The following is a 19,880-nucleotide window of genomic DNA, read 5'->3' as shown; positions in this document are numbered from 1 at the left end:
GTCCTGATTATCTGCGCGATCTCCGCGCCCAAGCTAGTTCAATTTGTTTCATTCGTGTCAGTGACTCTAACACTAGATTGCGCAAGTGTCGGCAAAAATCTTCCATAAATAAAGTAGCTTGTTGTGATTTTCGGATCAAAATTGCATCGATCACAAGCTTAATTAATTCAAGTGCTTCTTGAAGCTCTCTACGCGAAGTATTTAAGGTTAAAAAATAACTACGACGTATAGATGGCAACAGTTCGCGATAAAACTTCATTAAGTATGGGTTGGCTACCATATCTTGTTGCTTAGCTAAAAATTGAAATACACCATCGTAAAATTTTTCAGTATTACTTTGTTTAACTTGTTCAATTAAATATTGCATAAGTTGCTGAAGCGCCTCAGCTTCATGATTACGCCAAGTTTCACTCATACGCTGGACGATCTGCCCTAACATAAGTGCACTCGTATCAAATAAAGCTCGCACTTGTTGAGCAGACATTTCTGACACAATTGCGCCGCGTCTTGGATAAATTTCAATTAAATGCGTGCGTTCAAGTAATAACAAAGCTTCACGTACCGAACCTCGACTCACGTCTAATTCTTTAGCGATACGCAATTCTTGTATACGTTCACCTTCGACCAATTCGCCACTAATAATCTGTTCACTTATATGTCTGGCTATTTGCTCTGAAAGGCTGTCCACTTCTTCCAATTGCATAATATTCCTATTTATTTTTTTACTCACACTTCATCAAGCATGATGCTATTTTATTGTTTTTATACCAATAGCATCATACTGACTATGTCTTTGTCTGACAATTTATCAAATTTTTAAGTCAATACACATCATTATTTTCGAGAATGATTTGGCATATTTTTCTCAAAATACGCCTTGATAAATAAAATAAATCCCTACAGTTGTAAGCAAAGCTGCAAAACATTTTTTCAACATCGCTGCTGACAGTTTATGTGCAACTTTTGCTCCTACTTTTGCGGTGATAAAACTCATTACACTAATGCCAATGAATGCATAAACATGAACATATCCAATGGCATTTTCTATTTCAGCAGGTGCTTTTTGTCCGTAGAACATAAATCCAAATGCACCTGCTAAAGCAATCGGCAGTCCACATGCAGCAGATGTTGCAACAGCTTTTTGCATCACCACCCCATGATGATTTAAATAAGGTACGGTTAAACTTCCTCCACCGATCCCAAAAATTGCTGAAGCCACCCCAATTCCACTTCCCGCAGCCAATTGAGCAGGTACAGAAGGTAGTTGCTTAGATTGATCGACCACCACATTAGCACCACGGAACATACGGTATGCAACCCAAATTGCGAAACAACCGATAATCAATTGCAGCATTGGTCCAGAGATAATACTGGCCAATCCAGCACCAAAAAATGAACCCAGTACCAAACCTGGCGCTAAATTTTTAAATACTGACCATAGCACTGCACCTTTTTTATGATGTGCCATAACCGAGCTAATCGATGTGACCACAATCGTAGCCAATGATGTTCCAAGCGCCATGTGCATAATGACAGTTGGGTCATAACCCATTTGGGTAAATACAATAAATAAAATGGGTACGATGATTAATCCACCGCCCACGCCAAACAACCCTGCAGTAAAACCAGCGATTGCACCAATAGCTAAATATATGATTAACTCCATAAATCTTTTACTCTTCTCAGATTCAACATGGATTTAGAGACTCGCCACCTCAGTCAGCTTTTAACTGAAGCTCAACAACTTCCAGAAGTTTTACTGTTAAAACAGAGCACCACTTCAACCAATGATGAAGTACGCGCACTCATCAAAAAAGGTGTACAGGGTATTCTTGTATGCAGTGAGACTCAAACTCAGGGACGTGGACAACATCAACGACAATGGGTTTCCCCAGTCGGGAATATTTATTTAAGCACATTGCTAGAAACCAAAACACCCTTAGATGGTCGACTATCCCTTGAGATTGCACTTAATATTTTGCAAATTCCTTCATTTAAGTCATTGGATCATTTACAAATCAAATGGCCAAATGACCTTTATAGTGCGCAAGGCAAATGGGGGGGCATTTTGGTAGAGCCTGTAACCCCACATCAGGCGATTGTTGGTGTTGGTATTAATTTATTGCCTGTTTCTGATGCAGCAATCGAACAGCAAACCACATCAATCATGCAATTGGGTTTAGCTCATCCAAATCGAATTAAGATTATTTCAGAGCTTTATCTCGCAATCATGCAAGCTGGACAATGGTTTGAGCATGGAAGTTATAACCTCTCGGGACGTTTCAATCACTATGCTGCTTTTATGAATCAGACTGTAGAGTTTGAGCAAGTGAATAAAACAGTACAAGGTATCTTTAAAGGTATTGGAGATGATGGTCGAATTAATATTTTGACTGAACAAGGTTTAATCGGTTTGTATCAAGGGCGTTTACGCTTAAAAAAATAAAGAAAAGATAGGTCAGCGAATACATGATGAAACGTCTTTGGTTAGATATAGGCAATACGCGTTTAAAATATTGGATCACGGAAGGTGAGCAAATCTTGGAGCATGTGGCGGAGCTTCATCTACAATCTCCTGCGGACTTAATGTTGGGTCTCATCCAACACTTTAAATCTCAAAACCTATCAGAAGTCGGTATCTCATCTGTTCAAGACAAGAAAAATAACGATCGTATACTCAAAATTTTAAAACTGCTGGATATCCCAATTGTCGTTGCTAAAGTTCATCAAGAATATGCAGGACTCCAATGTGGATATACAGAACCGAATCAATTGGGTATCGATCGTTGGCTACAAGTTCTAGCGGTCGTCACCGATCCTCAAGAGAAATATTGCGTGATCAGTTGTGGAACGGCCTTAACAATTGATTTAGCAGATGGATTTACACATTTAGGGGGATATATCGTACCTAATCTCTATCTACAACGAGACTCACTTATTCAAAATACCAAAGGGATCAAAATCCCTGATGCTGCATTTGATGAGTTAAGTCCTGGGCAAAATACAATGGATGCTGTTCATCATGGTATTTTATTGGGATTGGTCAGTATGATCGAAAAAGTTTTAACAACATCTCCAAGAAAATTAATCCTTACAGGTGGAGATGCAGCACTTTTTGCTCAATATTTACAATCCTATGACCCGAAAATTGAAACCGATTTATTATTAAAAGGCTTACAACGCTATCTTGCTGTCACGCAACAAAAAACATAACTTGGTCATCAGGTCTGCTGAACTGAGTGTCTCTTAAAACAAAAAATTATTCACTCAGTGTCAGTACACACATCCAAAATACAAAAAAACAGGCTGAACAACATGAATAACAGGACGTTAAACGTTTGGAATTCGCGAAGAAACTGCCCTTTGGGAAAATACTTTTCAATCAAGTGATCCAACTCAAAGCACCTTATTTCAAGTCGATTCGCACGAAAATTATTGAATTGAGACCAGATTTTTGTCAGGTCCAGATGTCTAAAGAAAAAAGGGTTTTAAATCACCTTGATAGTGTACATGCGATCGCATTGTGTAATTTGGCAGAGCTTACTGGTGGTCTAATGACAGAAGTCACTCTTCCACCAAGCCATCGATGGATACCCGATGGTATGCAAGTCAACTATATTAAAAAAGCAACGACCGATTTAACAGCAGTTGCTTATCCTCTGACGCCAATTCAAACGGGTCAATCCATACCAAATAGATTTGTAGCGTGTATCGAAGTCCATGATCAAAACCAAGCGCTTGTCTTTAGAGCAGAAATCAATATGTGGGTGACATCACGTTAAACACGTCAGTGAGAGCTTATAGCTTCTGAATTAATCTCGAATAATCTCAGCCCAGACCTCAGGCAATGCCGTACAACCTTCTGAATCAATAAAATGGCCTTGATGTTCAGCAGCAACGACATGTGCATCAATACTTTCAGCTTGCTGGAAACTAAATTTAGGCAGAACGCGCTCATCACCTTCAGAATAAATGACCACGCGATCATGAACTTGGTCACGAATGAGTTCAAAATCTATATCAGCAGCATCAATAAATGGATTGACTTGCTCAAGACGCCCTAAACGTCCATTGAAACCAGCAACTAGAATTAATTTTTTGATTTTTTGGTTTAAAAGCACTTGGCTTAAGTAATGTAAAGTTGCAATACACCCGAGACTGTGAGCAACAAAAATTGTTTGATCATCAATTTGAGCTATTTGCTCTTTCATTTGTTGTTCCCACGTTCCTAATTGTGGCGTCGCAGAAGGATCTAATCTCAATACTTTTAATGGAATACCATACTGATCAGCTTGTTGTTGTATCCATGGAAACCAATTTTCTTCAGGGCTTGCCGTATATCCATGCACAACATAAACCTGTGTCATTTTCTTGCACTCTTGACTATATTCTCAACATCATGAATTGATTATTTTTTAAACTAAATAGTAAGTTTGCAAAATTATGTAGCATGAAAAAAGGCGCCAAAGCGCCTTTTTAAATTATGGGAGTTATTTTGGATCTTTGCCACCAAATAACGGACCAACGCCACCGCCGCCACCAAATTTCTTTTGCATACCGCTTAATGATTTCATCATTTTCGCCATACCCGATGGATTCGCAAATTTTTTCATCATTTTTGCCATTTGGGCATGTTGTTTGATCAGCTTATTGACTTCAGCAACATCCATACCACAACCTGCTGCGATACGTTTTTTACGGCTTGGATTCATCAAGTCAGGATTGCGACGCTCTTTGATGGTCATCGATTGAATAATCGCTTCCATTTTCTTCACTTGCTTTTCAGGATTTGCTTGAGCAATCGCATCCTGAATTCCTGAGTTACTCATGCCAGGCAACTTGTCTAAGAAGCCCATCATACCGCCCATTTTATTCATTTGTTCAAACTGCATCAGCATATCTTCAAAGTTGAAGCTGCCGCCTTTTTGCAGTTTTTTCGCCATTTTTTCAGCTTTTTCTTTGTCGACTTTACGTTCAAGCTCTTCGACCAAAGAAAGCACATCACCCATACCTAAGATACGTTGTGCTACACGCTCAGGATGGAATGGTTCAAGGGCATCGAGTTTCTCCCCCATCCCCAAGAATTTAATAGGCTTACCAGTAATTGCACGAACAGAAAGTGCCGCACCACCACGCGCATCACCATCAGTTTTTGTAAGAATCACACCGGTTAAAGGCAATGCATCATTGAATGCTTTTGCTGTATTTGCAGCATCCTGACCGGTCATTGCATCTACAACGAACAGTGTTTCTGTAGGATTAATCGCTGCATGCAATTCTTTAATTTCGCCCATCATATCGTCATCGATATGTAAACGACCTGCAGTATCGACAATCAATACATCCGCAAATTGAATTTTGGCTTGTTCAATTGCTCGGTTTGCAATCGTAATTGGCTTTTCATCAGCACTTGATTCAAAGAAAATCGCGCCGACTTCACCTGCTACAGTCTGGAGCTGCTTAATCGCTGCAGGACGATAGACGTCGGCAGAAACCATTGCGACTTTTTTCTTTTGACGCTCTTGTAAAAAACGAGCTAATTTTGCAGCAGTCGTCGTTTTACCTGCACCTTGTAAACCAGCCAATAAAACAACAACGGGAGGCTTTGCAGCAAGATCAAGACTTTCATTTGCCTCACCCATCATTTTGGTGAGTTCATCATGAACAATTTTGACGAATGCTTGGCCTGGAGATAACTGTGACATCACCTCTTGACCTAATGCCTCTTCCTTAACTTTCGCGATAAATTCACGAGTTACAGGAAGTGCAACATCGGCTTCAAGAAGTGCCATACGCACTTCACGTAACGTATCTTTAATATTGTCTTCGGTCAGTTGCCCAGAGCCAGTAACATTTCTTAAACTCTGCGTGAGTCGTTCTGTTAAGGTATCAAACATTGCAAAATCCGCTTAAAATGGTTGTTGCAAAAAAATCTTTCTTAAAATAGAAAATTTATGCATAAGATGCTATAGGATACTGTAGTTCGTTTGGAATTTATATCTTATTAGATGAATATTCAGCATCCATAAAAAGGTTTGACATGATTAGCCTCCCTTTGGTTTACACAATTTTAGCATTGATCGCCTATACCACTGCCTTTTGGTATTTATTTACCCATTTAATGACTAAACGTGTCCCTAATCATTGGTTTATCAGTCTCGTAGCTGGATTAGGCTTGATCTTGCATGCTGTTGTCTTATTGATAGATATGAAAACGCCTTTCGGCATTAACTATAATGTTTTTAATCTCCTTTCATTTACTTCAGCACTCATGCTGTTATTGAGCCTGCTTTATAGCACTTATCGACCTGTACTTGCGCTAAATCTGATTGGAATACCAGTAGCTGCATTGGGTTTAATTTTAGGCTATTCCCTGAGCCAGCCTACACTTACACTTAAACAGAACACGCTTGGACTTGATGTCCATATTATTTTGTCACTCTCGGCTTATGCAGTGCTATTAATGGCAACAATTCACGCAGTTTTGTTGTGGTTACAAGATCGTGAGTTAAAAAACAAACAGAAACATCGTGTTTGGGTAAATCTATTACCCTCCTATCAAGCAATGGAATCTCTGTTATTCGATATGCTTGTTACAGGTTTCATTTTATTAAGTACTGCACTTATCTTCGGCTTTTTTACGATTGATGATTTTTTTGCACAACATTTGGCACATAAAACAGCGTTTAGTATTGTTTCTTGGTTTGTTTACGGTGCACTTTTATTTGGACATTATCGTTTTGGTTGGCGCGGTCAAAAAGCGAGACGCTTTACCATTATTGGTTTTATTTTACTTGCAATAGGCTTTATTGGATCAAAATTTGTATTAGAAATGATTCTAGGAAAATAACAATTGTGTGATTTAAATCACAATAAATAATAATTAAATAAATATCACATCATATTAAATTTTATATATTTTAAATACATTTAAAATATAGATACATAAATTTTAAGTATAAATAAAATTTTAATATTGAAAATAGTAATAAAAATCAATTACTTAAAATAAAAACTACATTAAACCTTCATGATGATTTAATAAATAATAGTTAATATTATTTGAATTATTTAATTAATTAATATTAACAATCTATTCATCGCTTAATAGCCCCCACTAATCTCCTATAAGTTGTTATTATTTAGGTTAGTAACTAATGTTACAGTTAGTAAATGGATATTTTTGATGATTATTTTGGGGTATGTATGAAATTGCAAAAAGGTTTTACCTTAATCGAATTAATGATCGTCATCATTATTGTTGCAATCTTGGCCGCAATTGCAGTACCTAGTTATCAAAACTACGTCACCAAAGCCAAAATCAAAGAAGCACAGTCCAATTTAATCGCACTTTCATTAGGTGCTGAAAATGCATATCAAAGAACACTAAACTACCCTAATGAAACCTTGTCAAATACCAATGCAGTAAAAACTAAATTTACAACTTGGAATCCGAGTTCTGATTCATTTAATTTTACGTACACTTCATCAGATGGTGTGAATTATGCGGTTCAGGCAATAGGAACTGAAGCAAGAGTTTTAGGTTGTACATTAACACTCAAAAATGATGGAACTCGTACCGTGTCCGGTTGTGGTTCATATACTGACTGGGTGAAATAATATGCAAAATACTGGTTATAGAAAACAACTTGGTTTCACGCTGATCGAACTAATGATTACGATCGTTGTACTGGCTATTTTGTTATTTGTAGGTACTTCTTTAACCAGAGCTTGGGTAGATCAAAGTCATGTTGATGGAGCGCTAGCAGGTATTAAAAATGCGACTTATCAAGCTCGTTCTGCAGCAATTCGAAACACGAATAATCAAGAGTCTTCACTTGCAGCAGCATCTGTTTGTATAGATAAAACCCATCAAGAAATTAGAGTCATTCGTGTTGCTAAGGACAATACTGATGCGTGTTCAACAAGTGACGGTAACTCGCCTGACCAAAACTATATCCTTCAAAAAATCCCCTATGCATCGAATGTAATTTTTAAAGTTAAAGGTAATGATGCTGAGTTTTTTTGTTTATCGTTTAACTCAAATGGGATGTTGGTTGCTGCAAGTTCAGCATCGGCTACGTGTAATTCAAATTTAGATTTAACCATTATAGTTGAGAAGAATAATGAATCAGCAAACATTCAAATCAACTAATCAACGTGGTTTCACATTGTTGGAGTCACTTGTTGGTTTACTTATATTCTCAATTATTGTTTTTGGTAGCGGTTTAGCAATCAGTAAAATGTTGAACACGCAACGATACATGAATATTGACAATATAGTGATAAACGAACTGCAAAATCGTTTACAAACCATCACTATATCCAATGACTCAACTGATGTTTGCGCTTCGTTCAATAACCAACCTGCCGAGAGTAAATCATTCAAGTTAAATGGCAATACCTACTACATTTATTGCAATTTGAATTCTGAAAATATGAGTGAAACGAGCGGTGTCGCGGGCACAAAAATTACATGGCCTGTATTAGCCGCCAGCACTAATGAATCTCATGCCAAAACCTGTGCTGAAGGCAGTATAGATGGTTTAGATTGTTATCGAGTCGGGAGATAAATCATGAGTCAAAAAGGATTTACACTCGTTGAATTGATGGTTGGCTTGGTCATAGCCATGCTATGTATGATCATGATGCTCATGCTTTTTAAACAAACGACTCAAATTGGTATTAGTTCTTCTCGTGATTCGGAATACGATGCTCAAATACGTACAGCATTATCAGTCGCACAGAAGCTGGTTCAAAATGCAGGATATGGTTCTGGAAAAACATCAGATATTGCTGTAGGAGTGGACACTCAAAATTTACCTGCTGTTTTCTGGCGAATAAATCCAGATCCTGTAACTAGCTTAATGTCTGCAAATACAACGATTAATTACAACTGTGAAGCATTAACTCAAGAAAAAAAAGGTGATACATATCGCTTGTTCTTTCTTAAAAAGAATAACTGTGGTTCTGAAGCAGTATTAAATATTGAAACTTTTAGCCAACCTGATGAAAAACAGCATATTGTTTCCTTTAAGACCTTAGAAACAGGCACCGTTTTTAACTTTGTATTAACACCGGGAAATTGTACGCCATTTGGAATTGATAAAAACAACTCCAAAGGTACGCGCCAACTGACGATTACTGCCAATCGTCAATACGCAGTTGACATGAAAGATTCAAATATTGGTCAAACAGTGAGTAATACTGTTTGTCTCAATAACATTATTAATCCTTAAGAGCGAGATTAAAGATGAATAGTTTAAGAAAGCAGCAAGGCATGGCCACTATTCTTTTGGTCTTGCTCATCGGGCTCACAGTGATGATCATAACATCGACTGTCGCAAAATCACTCATCTCCAACAAAGAAGCAAATGTTGCTGCGCATGCACAAACCAACGTACAACTCATGGGATGGTCAGGTGTTAGTGCCTTTCGTGAATATTTATTAAAAAAATATAAGGATACCGATATTAATGACTTTCGCCAAAGCCTATTAAATACAGGTGAAATTCAGCTTTTAAATGATGATACCAACCAACGTTATGTCACGGTTGAAGTAAAAGATGTAAAAGGTTGCAATGGTTTAACCAATAACCCAGATGGTTCTACTGGAACCAAATGTATTGTCATCGCAAATATTCTGTCGAAAAGTGGGTCAGCTCAATCAGCTACTACGATACAAGCAATCTATGATCTTGCAGCAGACCTGATTAAGTACAAGAGTGTTATTAATTTCACTGGTCAAACATTTATGTCTGGCACTACTATTTCCGGCGAAGATCCAACTAAACCAGATGAATATGTCGAACTGAATGTCGATGGTGGTAGCCTGTCCTTACAAGCTGGTTTCAAAATCCAAAATATCAAAAACTTAACTATTAACGTTAAGAAAGACAAAGATGGTAAAGGTGGAAATGTCTATATTGATTGTTTAATTGATGCCTGTGGTACAAGAAATGGGGCTGTAATTAACATCAATGCTGAGGGCTATGTTCATATTATTAACGGCGGAAATTTTGGCAATATTTCATCTGGTGAGTGGGTTAAACTGTTAACCAATGTCAAAGCAGAAAATATTAAAGCAATTGGTGATGTCACACTTTCTCTTGGTTCTAAGGCTCAAAATATTTCCACTGACGGAAATATTAGTCTTACAGAAGGAGGCTATGCTGCAAACTTACATACCAATAAAGATGTAACACTACGCACGAATGTCGAAGTGTCTTCTATCACCACACACCAAGGGAATGTCAATATTTCCGTTTCTAGTAAAGTCAACGGAAATGTCATGGCAGGTGGCAACGTAACAATGATCGGAACTAGTGTTGTTACGGGTGATATTACATCAGGCGGGAAAGTTAATATTTCTAGTAGTGATGTTAAAGGCAGTGTAAGAGCTAAAGAGTTTATCGATCTTGATACCCTCTCTAAAATTGAACAATCAGCCTATGCTCACAATCAATCGAAGGAAGGTATCGGAGCATTTAAAGCTGGGGTTCGTTTAAGCACGAGTTGGATCGGTGGAAATGTGTATTCTAACGGTCCATTACGCTTACTAGATGGTCTTATTACTGAAGATGTAAAAGGTGATGTCTATCTTGCCAACTTTAGTGCTTCAAACCAGAATGGTGTAGTTGAAGGATTGAAGAATGCAATTAGTGGAAAAATTTATGAAAAACTCACAAGCATCCCTCAGCTCAGTACTTTTCCAGATATTCCTAAATACGATGTTTCTGAAACCATAGCCAGTATTCAAGAAGCAATTCAAAGTATGACGTTTGAAACCAGAGTCGATGTAAGACCGTATAAAGAGAATGCAAATTATATCTTTACACGCCAGTATGGTGCTGCTCGCGTTTATTTAAATCATCTTCGCAATGAGAGCACTCAAATAACCTATCTCTACATTGATGGAAAACAATATCAGCAGGTAGGGAATCAAGAACCGATTCTTTTAAATGAACAAGGTTTCTATTTAGGTAAATACAGCTTGAATAGCAAAGATTATGTCGGTGCTATTTGTGAAACTATTCATGAAGAACAGATCATGACCAATAGTTTAGGGCTACGTACTGACCATAAAAGCGGTTATTGTACAAGTCAAATTATTGGATATCTTCCACGTGTCAGCTTAGATTTTAATGGTCTTGATGGTAAAGACCGAACTATATTTGGTTGGCCTAAAGATTACGATTATACATTACCAGACACTTGGTATATTCGTTCAATGGATACATCTACATTCGATAACGCAAGTTTTGCTCCAGGTATTCTGTATTTCGAAGGTAAATTAATTATTTCTGGTAAAGCGAATCTTGCGGCGGATAGTACTGATTCTGTATTCACCAATACCTTCCTTGCAGAAGGTGATATTGATGCGATTGCGATGTCACCTCGTATTTATTCACCTCGCAATATCACGCGAAATCCAAATGCAACAGATGCCTTAATTTGTTCACGTAATTTAGCCACCACGTCTAATACTAAGTTTAGTGTTAGTCCTCCTGCAACGACACCTGCAACTTTATCGAACAAATTCTTGACGCCAGTAAATTTGTGTCAAGATGCGAATACGATGTATAAAAATACCAATAGATTACCTGACGGTACGCTTGATACAGTGATTATTGATAATAAAAAAACAACAAAGTTAGAACTAGGTTTAGTTGCCTTGATGTCTAATCAAGTTGTGCGTATTGGTGCATGTGCACAAATTTATGGTGATGTATTAGCAAGAAGCAATGTTGAAGGTAGTGCGGCATGTGGTATCGGTGAAAAAAATGGAATCTTTGGTAATATCAGCTCTCAAGGTGTCCCACCGTATACTAGTGTTCAACAACACAATACAATGGGTGCTGGTACAAATATTTATATTCCCAAAAATGAATATAAAAATTTAAATAAAGTTGATGATGTGAATGCCAATGATTTCATCGCCATTAAAAATGCAGACCTACAATGGGCTAAATATCAATAATTGGAAGCGAATAGCCCAAACATAAGTTTGGGCTTTTTTTTGTGTGAAATTTCTGACTAGACAAGCTATACAAAACACCGTATAACACCGTTTTTCCCATATTCAGGTGACCAAGTGAAACTCGTTTTAGCACCCATGGAAGGTTTAACTGATCCCATCATGCGTGATGTTCTCACACATGTCGGCAGCTTCGACTGGTGTGTAACTGAGTTTATCCGTGTCACTGATTCTGTCCTCCCAGATCACATCTATCATTCTTACTGTCCTGAATTATTGAACGATGGCAAAACAGCAGCAGGAACACCCGTTCATGTTCAATTTTTAGGGAATAATCCAACCATGTTGGCTGCAAATGCCGTTCGAGCGGTGGAGTTAGGTGCACCTGCAATTGATATGAATTTTGGCTGTCCAGCTAAAACAGTTAACCGACATCGAGGTGGTTCTGTATTATTGGATGAACCTGAAACAGTGTATCAACTGGTTAAAGCTGTACGTGATGCAGTGCCTGCTGAAATACCAGTTTCAGCAAAAATGCGTTTAGGTTATATGGATCGTAATTTCACCCTAGAAAATGCACATGCTATAGAAGATGCTGGTGCCGCTTGGGTGACCGTTCATGCACGAACAAAAGCAGATGGCTATACCCCACCCGCCTTTTGGGATAAACTTCAACCCATTCGTCATGCGCTTAGCATTAATGTGATAGCCAATGGTGAAATCTGGAATAATCAAGATGCGCGCCAGTGTTTACTAGAGTCAGGTTGTGAAGATCTAATGATTGGTCGTGCAGCAGTGACAACACCCGATGTCACACAATGCATCCGACAAAATAAAGACGAAGCGATATTACAATGGAGCGATTTAATTACACTCCAAATTCGCTTCTTAAATGGTTCTTATAAAAAAGAAATGAATATGGTCGGACGTTACAAGCAATGGCTAGGTATGATGTCTAAACATTATCCTGAAGCAAAACTGTTATGGGATGAAGTGAAACGTCTGAAACAAGTAGATGAAATCATTGCTAAGCTCAATCATTTTCAAAACATTAAGCCAACTGTCTAATTTCTAAATTCTAGAATGAATAACTCCGAACTTCACCTTGAAAATTCAGACAGTCTTGAACGCGAGTGCGTTGAACCTCAGACAGTTGCTCTGGACTAAACCATGCTTATTCCGTATGTTCCTCAGAGAGTTGAATTTGGGCATTATTTTCAATCACGCATCTAAAGATAAAGGTATGTGAGTTTACCTGTGCGTGATAGTAGACCCCGGATAAATATTGGATGCTTACATCACAACCTATTTCTTCTTTACACTCTCTGAGCAAAGCTTGATGTATGGTTTCACCTTGATCTAAACCACCACCTGGCAACCCCCAACTGTAATTGGAATAGTTTGCTTTCAGTAATAAGACTTGTCCCTCTGGGTTGGTGATCACCGCATGAGAACTCAAACGATAAAAATCATAAAATCCCATGACACGTCTCCAGAATTTAACTCATTCATGAAAGATAACACTGTTTAAGCCCATCTAAATGCTCAAGATAAGCTAAACCACAAGCCTTAATTTTGATTTATCCTTCAAGATGATAGCCTTTCCCGTTGCTAAGTCTACAGGCATAGAAATATGTTGGTGTACCATCACCCATTGTTCATTGGTTTTTTGTAGACATAATGTTGTACGACACCAAGGCATTTGCAGCTGACCTTTTAAGGCTTTATGTTCCACTTTAGAGTGACAGTGTAATACAACCAAATGATCACTCGCATGCACTTTTACATCACGGCGAGTGATTTGCATCCCATCAAAGAAATATGGGCTAAATTTTTGCCATTCTTTTCGATAAGCTTCAGCCCCTTCAAGTTGAGTGCTGACATCAAACATACTTACATTTTGTGCACATTTTTCGATTAACGCATCAACATTATTACCCACTAATGCTGAATCCCATTCTTTTAATTGCGCTAATACTTCATGAGCAGCAACAACATTACCCTCAATCTGAATAGACATGATGTGACCTTATTGTTATTAGTGTGATGAAGTTAACACTTTTAAAGAAAAAGTGTAATGTTATTTTGTGCCAAGCAAAGAAATTTTTATTCTAATTTGTATCTAAAATTCAATTTAAATTGATAAAAAACAACCATTATTTATTAAAACTTATCATTATGATCAGAAAACCAATGACGAGTTATTTTCGCATAAAAAATTGGCCCCAGTTTCACTGAAGCCATTATAAAAGCTTATGCTTTCTTTACATATTCGGACTTAAGTTTCATTGCGCCAAAACCATCTACTTTACAATCAATATCATGACCATCCGTTGCATCTGGCAACAAACGAATACTTTTTGCTTTAGTACCGACTTTGATTACGGATGATGAACCTTTAATTTTTAAATCTTTGATAACCGTTACGGTATCACCATCTGCAAGAAGATTGCCATTTGCATCTTTGATCTGAACCACTTCTTCGAGTGTCTCTCCTTCTTTCCATTCATGTGAACATTCTGGGCAGATCAAGAGGTCCCCATCTTCATAAGTATATTCAGAGGAACATTTTGGGCAATTTGGCAAAGACATAAAAAAATCCAAAAAATTAAAAAAATTTTGCTCAATATACCACTTTCATCTAGCGAATAGAAAAAAACCTTAAATTTTATAAGGTTTAAATAAAAAAACCTAAGTTCAATCACTTAGTTTCTTTTATTGGCTCTAGCCTTGTTTAGCTTTGAAACTCATCTTCTATATCTTCATCATCATATACATATGCCATACATCCCCATCCATCATACTCACCGTCATAGTCATTGGCTATTTTGGTAAACCACTCTTCTAAATCCACAATATCTGAGTATTCTGGCTCCATATACACATAAATCGTGATAATCCATTCTGCGGATTCAGACTCTTCATCAATAAATAAACTGATCTTTTGTTCTTCCTGAAGCAAGAACAAGGCACATTTTTCAGCTTTGTCTTTAGAGCTAAAAGCAATTGAGTACTCAATCTCATGCGGCTCGCTTAAATCATCTCCATCCTGGAACATTTGCCACAGTACATCGCCATTATCATCATTTGGAAATTGTTCTAAATCACGGCTCATACGTTCATCCTTATTGTGGTTATTGCGTATACAATATCCTAGAGTAGCCTATATTTATTTCATTTTGGAGAAGAATTCATTAGAAATTGTTCTTAACTTTATATGATCGTAATTGTTAAATTTTAGTTAGGCACTCACAATACGTATTTTGCTTGAAGCGTTTCATTCAAAATGGAACTTCACTCACAATTTTAATTTCAATACCACTCAACGGTTGTTGAAACTCTAAATAACTCGCATGCAAAGCCATACGCCCTAAATCACTGAGTTTAGGGTTTGGATGATAGAGTTTATCACCTGTGATCGGATGACCTATAGCTTGCATATGTACGCGTAATTGATGAGAACGCCCCGTAATTGGCGTCAACAACACACGACTAACATCTAAATGCGCATCATAAGCGACCAATTCAAACAGTGTTAAGGCTTGTTTTCCCAGTTCAAAATGAACGATTTGTCTCGGTCTGTTTTCCCAATCCGTAATTAAAGGCAAGTCTACTTGTCCCTGTTGTGCAATTTTACCTTGCACCAATGCCACATAATTTTTTCTCATGGTGCGCGCTTGGAACATTTTGCTCACAGCCACTTCAGCATCACGATGTTTTGCAAACATCAAAATTCCAGAGGTTGCCATATCTAAACGATGGGTAATTTTTGCATTTGGATATTGAGCTATCACTCTTAAATACGCACTGTCATGATGCTCAGGCAAGCGTCCTGGCACAGACAATAGTCCTGCTGGTTTATCAATGACCACCAAATCATCATCTTCATAGACGATGTTAAGCGGACCTTGAGGTGGCATATATACAAAATTATCGTCTAAAGGCATGTGAACAGAGCATTTCTTTGGGATGCGGAAAAATAGCAACTGATCAACTCAGTGTCAATTTATAAGATGAGCGATTTGAGAATTGAGAATTGAGAATTGAGAATTGAGAATTATAATTTTTTTTTAAGAGAATTTTGAGGGTGTCAGGGAAAACATGTTGTTTACTTCAACTATTATAACTTTGTAAGTTATAACCCTATTGCCTATAAACTTCTGATTTATAGCGTCCTAAGCCGAATCAAGACCTTTTGGGTAAGTACTACACGCACGTTGTACGCAACTGGTAGCAATCTACTCTTTTCGATCCCGTCACACCCTTGAGATATATAATAGCGAGACTGCGTCGGGATTAATTTCCTAAGATTAACGAATTTCAGCATCAAATAAAAAAATATTTCATGTCACCTTATAAATATAATATTTTTTCCCAAATAGGCTCATTGATACACTTTTTTTAGCGTTTTTGAGCTAAATATTGCAATTAAAATTCAAGCTGACCTTCCATTTTAGAGACTTGCTTGAATCCAAGATGCAATGCTCCACCACAACATCATGGCAAACATGCCACACATAAGATTAGCGAGTACTTTCTGTAGTTGAGATAATTCAGATTTGTAAATTTTGAGGTTAATCACATACGCAACGATGCCCAGTACCGCTCCTACTGCGCCACCAATGAGTAACAGTAAAATTGGCCAGCCTGCCATCAAATGAACTTTAACACCTAAAAACGTTTTTTCATTTTCAGCTATGCTGCTCATTTCCATGTGATTCTTCCTCTTGCAATCATTTTTACTGTAAATGATCAAGCAAAATTCGCACCAACCTTATTAAAAAAACTATTCAAAATTGAGCTCATCAAAGTCCTTGATTTTGGACAGATAGATTGGTGAATAATTCACTTTAGACCAGGTATGCTTAAATTTTTCCTGAAGACCCCGATCCGCCAAATTGATATTTTGTGAATGCTTTTTTTGATGACTGAGAAAATTAATACTTACTCTATAATCAGTATACGGGCCATGATTACTAGAAAGATCATAACCAATCAAACGCATATCCTGCTGCTCTAAACGAAACTTATAACTCCAATAGCCATAACGACCGTGTCCATAATGGATCCCCAGAATATTCTTGCGGATATCAACACTGAGTTCTGGCGGAAAATAAACACCTCCCTCTTCATTTTCCGATGAAAATGCAGTCAGATTCTGCATCAGTTTTTGATATGTGAATTGATTCTGTAATAGCACCAGAATGCCACGTCGGTTACGATCTAGCTTGCCCTGAACAGGATGGTTCACCCACCCTTTGGGATCAATTTTTTTTACAATCAGTACGGCATCCTTTTGACCATCCTGATTCAAATCACCTTCTACGACATCGAATAGAAAGTATTGGTCTGGAATAAAGTCCTTAAATTTTTTTGCCTGCTGTTGAAGTTTGATTTCTTCTGGGCTTAGTGTTTTATGCTGTGGAGTGTTCGCCCATAACGGTACTGAAGCAATCGAACATGCCATAAGTATCGCCACTGATATACCATGACGCTTTAATATTTTTAGCACAGGCATCTGCTGAGCTCCTTTATAATTTTTATAATGTTTTTAGCCAGTATAATTTTTAGATGAATTGGAATGGTAATCGTGATTCAACATATTTTTATGATGTTCCATTGAGATTTTAAAGGGGACTTTCGGCATTCTTTACCATGCGTCTTTTCTGACGAATCCAGCGTACTGCCCAAACCACACCAATTAGTAAAACGATCACTACCAATACTGGTATAAAGAATGACAATACGGAAATCACCAATGCGCTGACCCACTCACCTGTAGAAACCACAGGATTTGCCACGCCACCCGTGGTTGCGGTCGATACACCCCGTGCTGCCACTGTCCCAAGTTGCACTGCTCCTGCTGTTCCACCACCGACGATGATTGCGGCAGCCCAACTTGCAAATTGCGACATTTCACCAGAGCTTACCGCCATGGTCGTCAATGTTCCAGCCACCATCGCGGCAGGTGTTGCAATGGTATCGAGTAAGTTGTCTACCCATGGGATGTAATAAGCGCCTATTTCACACAGTGTGGCAAAACCGAGTGCAATACAGACTGATGGCATCGCCAACCATTCAAAGCCTTTGATGGGTTCAAAAATGCCCATAATAGCGGCAATACTCATCACCAATAAGGGAACAAATACGCGGAAGCCACATGCAGCACTTAATCCTATACCAAGACATAAACCGAGTATTGTTTCCATAGCAAACCTTTTTATTTATATGTTTTTAATTTTCTTAAGGTAACAAAAAAGCCCTATGGAGTAACAGGGCTTTAGTTTAAAACAGTGGTGTCTGTTTTAGTGTGTTTGCTTGAGCGAATTATTTTTTAAATTGATTGCTTAAGCATTTGGTACACGGTGGTAAACGATCAGTACCAATTTCTAAGTAAGCACGATGCCCACATTTAACGCAAAAATAGAAACCTGTTCCTGGTTTAGAGCCAGCTGTAACCATTTTTGTTCTCCGTATAATTTTAGAAATGGTGAGATCACTATAACGAACTATGAATGGCTTTTTATTGTCCATTTCGACAAATGATGATGGCATAAATGCTAAAAATATTAATTTATTAATTGTGCAAATCCACCAAAGTAAGGTTTGAGAGCATTCTTTATCTCATCTCTACTATTACCTCTTGCAAACCTTACAACAGTTTCAGGTAAACTTTTCTTAGCTAATCCTAATGCTTCACTAGCCTGAGCAGCTAAACTTTTTCTATTATAAAGTGCTAGCAATTCAATATAGTTATTATCAACCAATACTTTCTCAAACTTTTGCTTAGTTAAAGCATAAAGCTTAGATACATCTATACTTGAACAAAGTCTTTGCAATTCTTGATTGATATGTTGCTCACCTTTTTTATTAGCATCAAACATATTTAGCAAAAATTTAATTTCCCCACTTACATGTAATGATATTTGGATTTCTAATTCACTTTTTAAACGATTAAAAATAGCTACTGATACTGTTTCAAAATCTTGTGCAATATCTCTTTCTAATTTACTGCTGATTATTGAAAGAATTTCAGGCGTACAAAATAAATTTTCTACTTCTGCAACATCTAGCACATAAATTGAATCCTGCTGGAGTGCATCAATTTCATGTTGTGGACGTCTATCACGATCAATAATCCCATAAGCATTTAAATGGTGAAGTTGGCTATTTGCTCTTAAAGCTTTAACAGATTGAATTACTTGAGTACAACTACCACGTGGTATGACCAAAAAGTCTGAAAGTATTTCTCTATATAAACTAACATCAAAACTGCCATTCTCACCCTCAACAAAAACTATTGGTTTTCTACTACCTATAATTTCAATAAGTAACTCATTTGGAAAATTATTATCTTCAGCTATTTCATCCCAATCCCAATTTTGCCCATCAAACCCTTTCAACCATATTTTTTTTGAGTTTTCTTTTGCTGAAGCAAAATCAACATCATGAGTTAAATAAACAAATAGACAATCAGGTCGTAATTTTTCTACTTCATTCCACAGAGGTATTTGAATTGATTTATGCAAATGTATTTCAGGTTCATCGATTACAATTATACTATTCTCAGGAGCAGCCAAGCATTGGCCCACCAAATAAAATACAACACGCTCACCATCGCTCATTTCAGATGAATGATATTTTTTATCACTATGCCCTTTTATACAAGTATCAATTTTGAGACCACCAATAATCAAACAGCGATGAGGTAAAATTTTTTCCCATAATTTTTTTAATATATCCAATTTTGTAACTAAAGGTTCTATTCTTTCCTCACTCTCTAAACATAATCTCTTATACTCTGCATTTGTATCAATCTCTTCTGAGAATAAATAAATCATCGATTGCTCAAAATCTGCCTGCGGAGTTATTGCGGGTTTGTTTTTCCATTTCTGGTTATATT

General features: G+C 37.3%; 22 protein-coding genes and 2 pseudogenes. 10 read left to right on the top strand and 14 right to left on the bottom strand.

Going from position 1 to position 19,880, the window contains the following annotated elements:
- Nucleotides 1–7: 7 nt before the first annotated feature.
- On the bottom strand, nt 8–703 hold the full coding sequence (locus tag AC1M9F_RS12325) for a GntR family transcriptional regulator (RefSeq protein ID WP_481587219.1): 696 nt from the start codon (nt 701–703) through the stop codon (nt 8–10).
- Nucleotides 704–865: 162 nt separating this feature from the next.
- Nucleotides 866–1,666 (bottom strand): sulfite exporter TauE/SafE family protein, encoded by an 801-nt coding sequence (locus AC1M9F_RS12320; protein ID WP_035269256.1) that lies wholly within the window; start codon nt 1,664–1,666, stop codon nt 866–868.
- Nucleotides 1,667–1,693: 27 nt separating this feature from the next.
- Between AC1M9F_RS12320 and AC1M9F_RS12315 the strand changes: the two genes are divergently transcribed.
- The 3 genes from AC1M9F_RS12315 to AC1M9F_RS12305 all read left to right on the top strand — a co-directional run bounded on the left by AC1M9F_RS12315 (nt 1,694) and on the right by AC1M9F_RS12305 (nt 3,782).
- Nucleotides 1,694–2,446 carry a biotin--[acetyl-CoA-carboxylase] ligase gene (locus tag AC1M9F_RS12315; RefSeq protein ID WP_092767469.1) on the top strand — a complete coding sequence of 251 codons (753 nt, stop codon included), beginning with the start codon at nt 1,694–1,696 and terminating at the stop codon, nt 2,444–2,446.
- Between the two features lie 26 nt (nt 2,447–2,472).
- Nucleotides 2,473–3,213, top strand: a complete 741-nt coding sequence (locus AC1M9F_RS12310; protein ID WP_035269271.1) for a type III pantothenate kinase — start codon at nt 2,473–2,475, stop codon at nt 3,211–3,213.
- Nucleotides 3,214–3,386: 173 nt separating this feature from the next.
- Nucleotides 3,387–3,782: a hotdog fold domain-containing protein gene (locus AC1M9F_RS12305; RefSeq protein WP_481597915.1), complete on the top strand. Its 396-nt coding sequence runs from the start codon at nt 3,387–3,389 to the stop codon at nt 3,780–3,782.
- Between the two features lie 30 nt (nt 3,783–3,812).
- On the opposite strand, the gene AC1M9F_RS12300 is transcribed toward AC1M9F_RS12305, so the two are convergent.
- Both AC1M9F_RS12300 and ffh read right to left on the bottom strand, forming a co-directional pair.
- A complete protein-coding gene (locus AC1M9F_RS12300) occupies nt 3,813–4,367 on the bottom strand; it encodes an RBBP9/YdeN family alpha/beta hydrolase (protein ID WP_481597903.1) in 555 nt (184 codons plus the stop codon).
- A gap of 123 nt (nt 4,368–4,490) precedes the next feature.
- A complete protein-coding gene (ffh, locus tag AC1M9F_RS12295; protein WP_035269264.1) occupies nt 4,491–5,897 on the bottom strand; it encodes a signal recognition particle protein in 1,407 nt (468 codons plus the stop codon).
- Between the two features lie 143 nt (nt 5,898–6,040).
- Here ffh and AC1M9F_RS12290 point away from each other — a divergent pair, with 143 nt between their 5' ends.
- From AC1M9F_RS12290 to AC1M9F_RS12260, 7 genes are all read left to right on the top strand, one after another.
- A complete protein-coding gene (locus AC1M9F_RS12290; RefSeq protein ID WP_481597902.1) occupies nt 6,041–6,850 on the top strand; it encodes a cytochrome C assembly family protein in 810 nt (269 codons plus the stop codon).
- A gap of 356 nt (nt 6,851–7,206) precedes the next feature.
- Complete coding sequence (locus tag AC1M9F_RS12285) at nt 7,207–7,620, top strand: type IV pilin protein (RefSeq protein WP_481597901.1); 414 nt, start codon at nt 7,207–7,209, stop codon at nt 7,618–7,620.
- Nucleotide 7,621: 1 nt separating this feature from the next.
- A complete protein-coding gene (locus AC1M9F_RS12280; RefSeq protein ID WP_481597900.1) occupies nt 7,622–8,155 on the top strand; it encodes a pilus assembly FimT family protein in 534 nt (177 codons plus the stop codon).
- Nucleotides 8,127–8,573, top strand: a complete 447-nt coding sequence (locus tag AC1M9F_RS12275) for a type II secretion system protein (protein ID WP_481597899.1) — start codon at nt 8,127–8,129, stop codon at nt 8,571–8,573. The genes AC1M9F_RS12280 and AC1M9F_RS12275 overlap by 29 nt, the downstream gene beginning before the upstream one ends.
- Nucleotides 8,574–8,576: 3 nt before the next feature.
- Nucleotides 8,577–9,239 (top strand): PilW family protein, encoded by a 663-nt coding sequence (locus AC1M9F_RS12270; protein WP_481597898.1) that lies wholly within the window; start codon nt 8,577–8,579, stop codon nt 9,237–9,239.
- Nucleotides 9,240–9,280: 41 nt separating this feature from the next.
- Nucleotides 9,281–11,980, top strand: coding sequence for a bactofilin family protein (locus AC1M9F_RS12265; protein WP_481597897.1), 2,700 nt, complete (start codon nt 9,281–9,283; stop codon nt 11,978–11,980).
- 114 nt (nt 11,981–12,094) lie between these two features.
- Nucleotides 12,095–13,045 carry a tRNA-dihydrouridine synthase gene (locus AC1M9F_RS12260; protein ID WP_481597896.1) on the top strand — a complete coding sequence of 317 codons (951 nt, stop codon included), beginning with the start codon at nt 12,095–12,097 and terminating at the stop codon, nt 13,043–13,045.
- A 10-nt stretch (nt 13,046–13,055) separates the two neighbouring features.
- Here AC1M9F_RS12260 and AC1M9F_RS12255 read toward each other — a convergent pair.
- From AC1M9F_RS12255 to AC1M9F_RS12210, 10 genes and pseudogenes are all read right to left on the bottom strand, one after another.
- Nucleotides 13,056–13,460 (bottom strand): annotated as a pseudogene (locus AC1M9F_RS12255) (NUDIX hydrolase).
- A 72-nt stretch (nt 13,461–13,532) separates the two neighbouring features.
- Nucleotides 13,533–13,997, bottom strand: a complete 465-nt coding sequence (locus AC1M9F_RS12250) for a YybH family protein (RefSeq protein WP_179998993.1) — start codon at nt 13,995–13,997, stop codon at nt 13,533–13,535.
- A gap of 233 nt (nt 13,998–14,230) precedes the next feature.
- Nucleotides 14,231–14,569 (bottom strand): zinc ribbon domain-containing protein YjdM, encoded by a 339-nt coding sequence (locus AC1M9F_RS12245; protein WP_035269853.1) that lies wholly within the window; start codon nt 14,567–14,569, stop codon nt 14,231–14,233.
- Nucleotides 14,570–14,711: 142 nt separating this feature from the next.
- On the bottom strand, nt 14,712–15,092 hold the full coding sequence (locus tag AC1M9F_RS12240; protein WP_035269856.1) for a ribonuclease E inhibitor RraB: 381 nt from the start codon (nt 15,090–15,092) through the stop codon (nt 14,712–14,714).
- A 166-nt stretch (nt 15,093–15,258) separates the two neighbouring features.
- Nucleotides 15,259–15,924 (bottom strand): RluA family pseudouridine synthase, encoded by a 666-nt coding sequence (locus AC1M9F_RS12235; RefSeq protein WP_481597895.1) that lies wholly within the window; start codon nt 15,922–15,924, stop codon nt 15,259–15,261.
- Between the two features lie 506 nt (nt 15,925–16,430).
- On the bottom strand, nt 16,431–16,691 hold the full coding sequence (locus tag AC1M9F_RS12230) for a hypothetical protein (RefSeq protein WP_481597894.1): 261 nt from the start codon (nt 16,689–16,691) through the stop codon (nt 16,431–16,433).
- A gap of 72 nt (nt 16,692–16,763) precedes the next feature.
- Complete coding sequence (locus AC1M9F_RS12225; RefSeq protein ID WP_481597893.1) at nt 16,764–17,495, bottom strand: hypothetical protein; 732 nt, start codon at nt 17,493–17,495, stop codon at nt 16,764–16,766.
- Nucleotides 17,496–17,604: 109 nt separating this feature from the next.
- Nucleotides 17,605–18,186, bottom strand: coding sequence for a DUF4126 domain-containing protein (locus AC1M9F_RS12220; protein ID WP_481591733.1), 582 nt, complete (start codon nt 18,184–18,186; stop codon nt 17,605–17,607).
- Between the two features lie 118 nt (nt 18,187–18,304).
- Nucleotides 18,305–18,511: a zinc ribbon-containing protein gene (locus AC1M9F_RS12215; RefSeq protein ID WP_481597914.1), complete on the bottom strand. Its 207-nt coding sequence runs from the start codon at nt 18,509–18,511 to the stop codon at nt 18,305–18,307.
- Between the two features lie 35 nt (nt 18,512–18,546).
- Nucleotides 18,547–19,836: pseudogene (locus tag AC1M9F_RS12210) on the bottom strand (DUF4435 domain-containing protein); the annotation flags it as partial.
- Nucleotides 19,837–19,880: the final 44 nt, after the last annotated feature.

Source organism: Acinetobacter sp. ANC_7504 (assembly GCF_056779995.1).
The sequence above is the reverse complement of the archived record's forward strand: the minus strand, read 5'-3'. Positions and strand labels throughout refer to the sequence as shown.

Excerpts from the sequence above, each read along its gene's own strand:
- AC1M9F_RS12315 (WP_092767469.1), top strand. The coding sequence starts at position 1,694 with ATGGATTTAGAGACTCGCCACCTCAGTCAGCTTTTAACTGAAGCTCAA.
- AC1M9F_RS12300 (WP_481597903.1), bottom strand. The coding sequence starts at position 4,367 with ATGACACAGGTTTATGTTGTGCATGGATATACGGCAAGCCCTGAAGAA.
- AC1M9F_RS12265 (WP_481597897.1), top strand. The coding sequence starts at position 9,281 with ATGGCCACTATTCTTTTGGTCTTGCTCATCGGGCTCACAGTGATGATC.
- AC1M9F_RS12225 (WP_481597893.1), bottom strand. The coding sequence starts at position 17,495 with ATGCCTGTGCTAAAAATATTAAAGCGTCATGGTATATCAGTGGCGATA.
- AC1M9F_RS12290 (WP_481597902.1), top strand. The coding sequence starts at position 6,041 with ATGATTAGCCTCCCTTTGGTTTACACAATTTTAGCATTGATCGCCTAT.
- AC1M9F_RS12280 (WP_481597900.1), top strand. The coding sequence starts at position 7,622 with ATGCAAAATACTGGTTATAGAAAACAACTTGGTTTCACGCTGATCGAA.
- AC1M9F_RS12270 (WP_481597898.1), top strand. The coding sequence starts at position 8,577 with ATGAGTCAAAAAGGATTTACACTCGTTGAATTGATGGTTGGCTTGGTC.
- AC1M9F_RS12285 (WP_481597901.1), top strand. The coding sequence starts at position 7,207 with ATGAAATTGCAAAAAGGTTTTACCTTAATCGAATTAATGATCGTCATC.
- AC1M9F_RS12310 (WP_035269271.1), top strand. The coding sequence starts at position 2,473 with ATGAAACGTCTTTGGTTAGATATAGGCAATACGCGTTTAAAATATTGG.
- AC1M9F_RS12240 (WP_035269856.1), bottom strand. The coding sequence starts at position 15,092 with ATGAGCCGTGATTTAGAACAATTTCCAAATGATGATAATGGCGATGTA.
- AC1M9F_RS12250 (WP_179998993.1), bottom strand. The coding sequence starts at position 13,997 with ATGTCTATTCAGATTGAGGGTAATGTTGTTGCTGCTCATGAAGTATTA.
- ffh (WP_035269264.1), bottom strand. The coding sequence starts at position 5,897 with ATGTTTGATACCTTAACAGAACGACTCACGCAGAGTTTAAGAAATGTT.
- AC1M9F_RS12230 (WP_481597894.1), bottom strand. The coding sequence starts at position 16,691 with ATGGAAATGAGCAGCATAGCTGAAAATGAAAAAACGTTTTTAGGTGTT.
- AC1M9F_RS12235 (WP_481597895.1), bottom strand. The coding sequence starts at position 15,924 with ATGCCTTTAGACGATAATTTTGTATATATGCCACCTCAAGGTCCGCTT.
- AC1M9F_RS12215 (WP_481597914.1), bottom strand. The coding sequence starts at position 18,511 with ATGGACAATAAAAAGCCATTCATAGTTCGTTATAGTGATCTCACCATT.
- AC1M9F_RS12275 (WP_481597899.1), top strand. The coding sequence starts at position 8,127 with ATGAATCAGCAAACATTCAAATCAACTAATCAACGTGGTTTCACATTG.
- AC1M9F_RS12220 (WP_481591733.1), bottom strand. The coding sequence starts at position 18,186 with ATGGAAACAATACTCGGTTTATGTCTTGGTATAGGATTAAGTGCTGCA.
- AC1M9F_RS12325 (WP_481587219.1), bottom strand. The coding sequence starts at position 703 with ATGCAATTGGAAGAAGTGGACAGCCTTTCAGAGCAAATAGCCAGACAT.
- AC1M9F_RS12320 (WP_035269256.1), bottom strand. The coding sequence starts at position 1,666 with ATGGAGTTAATCATATATTTAGCTATTGGTGCAATCGCTGGTTTTACT.
- AC1M9F_RS12245 (WP_035269853.1), bottom strand. The coding sequence starts at position 14,569 with ATGTCTTTGCCAAATTGCCCAAAATGTTCCTCTGAATATACTTATGAA.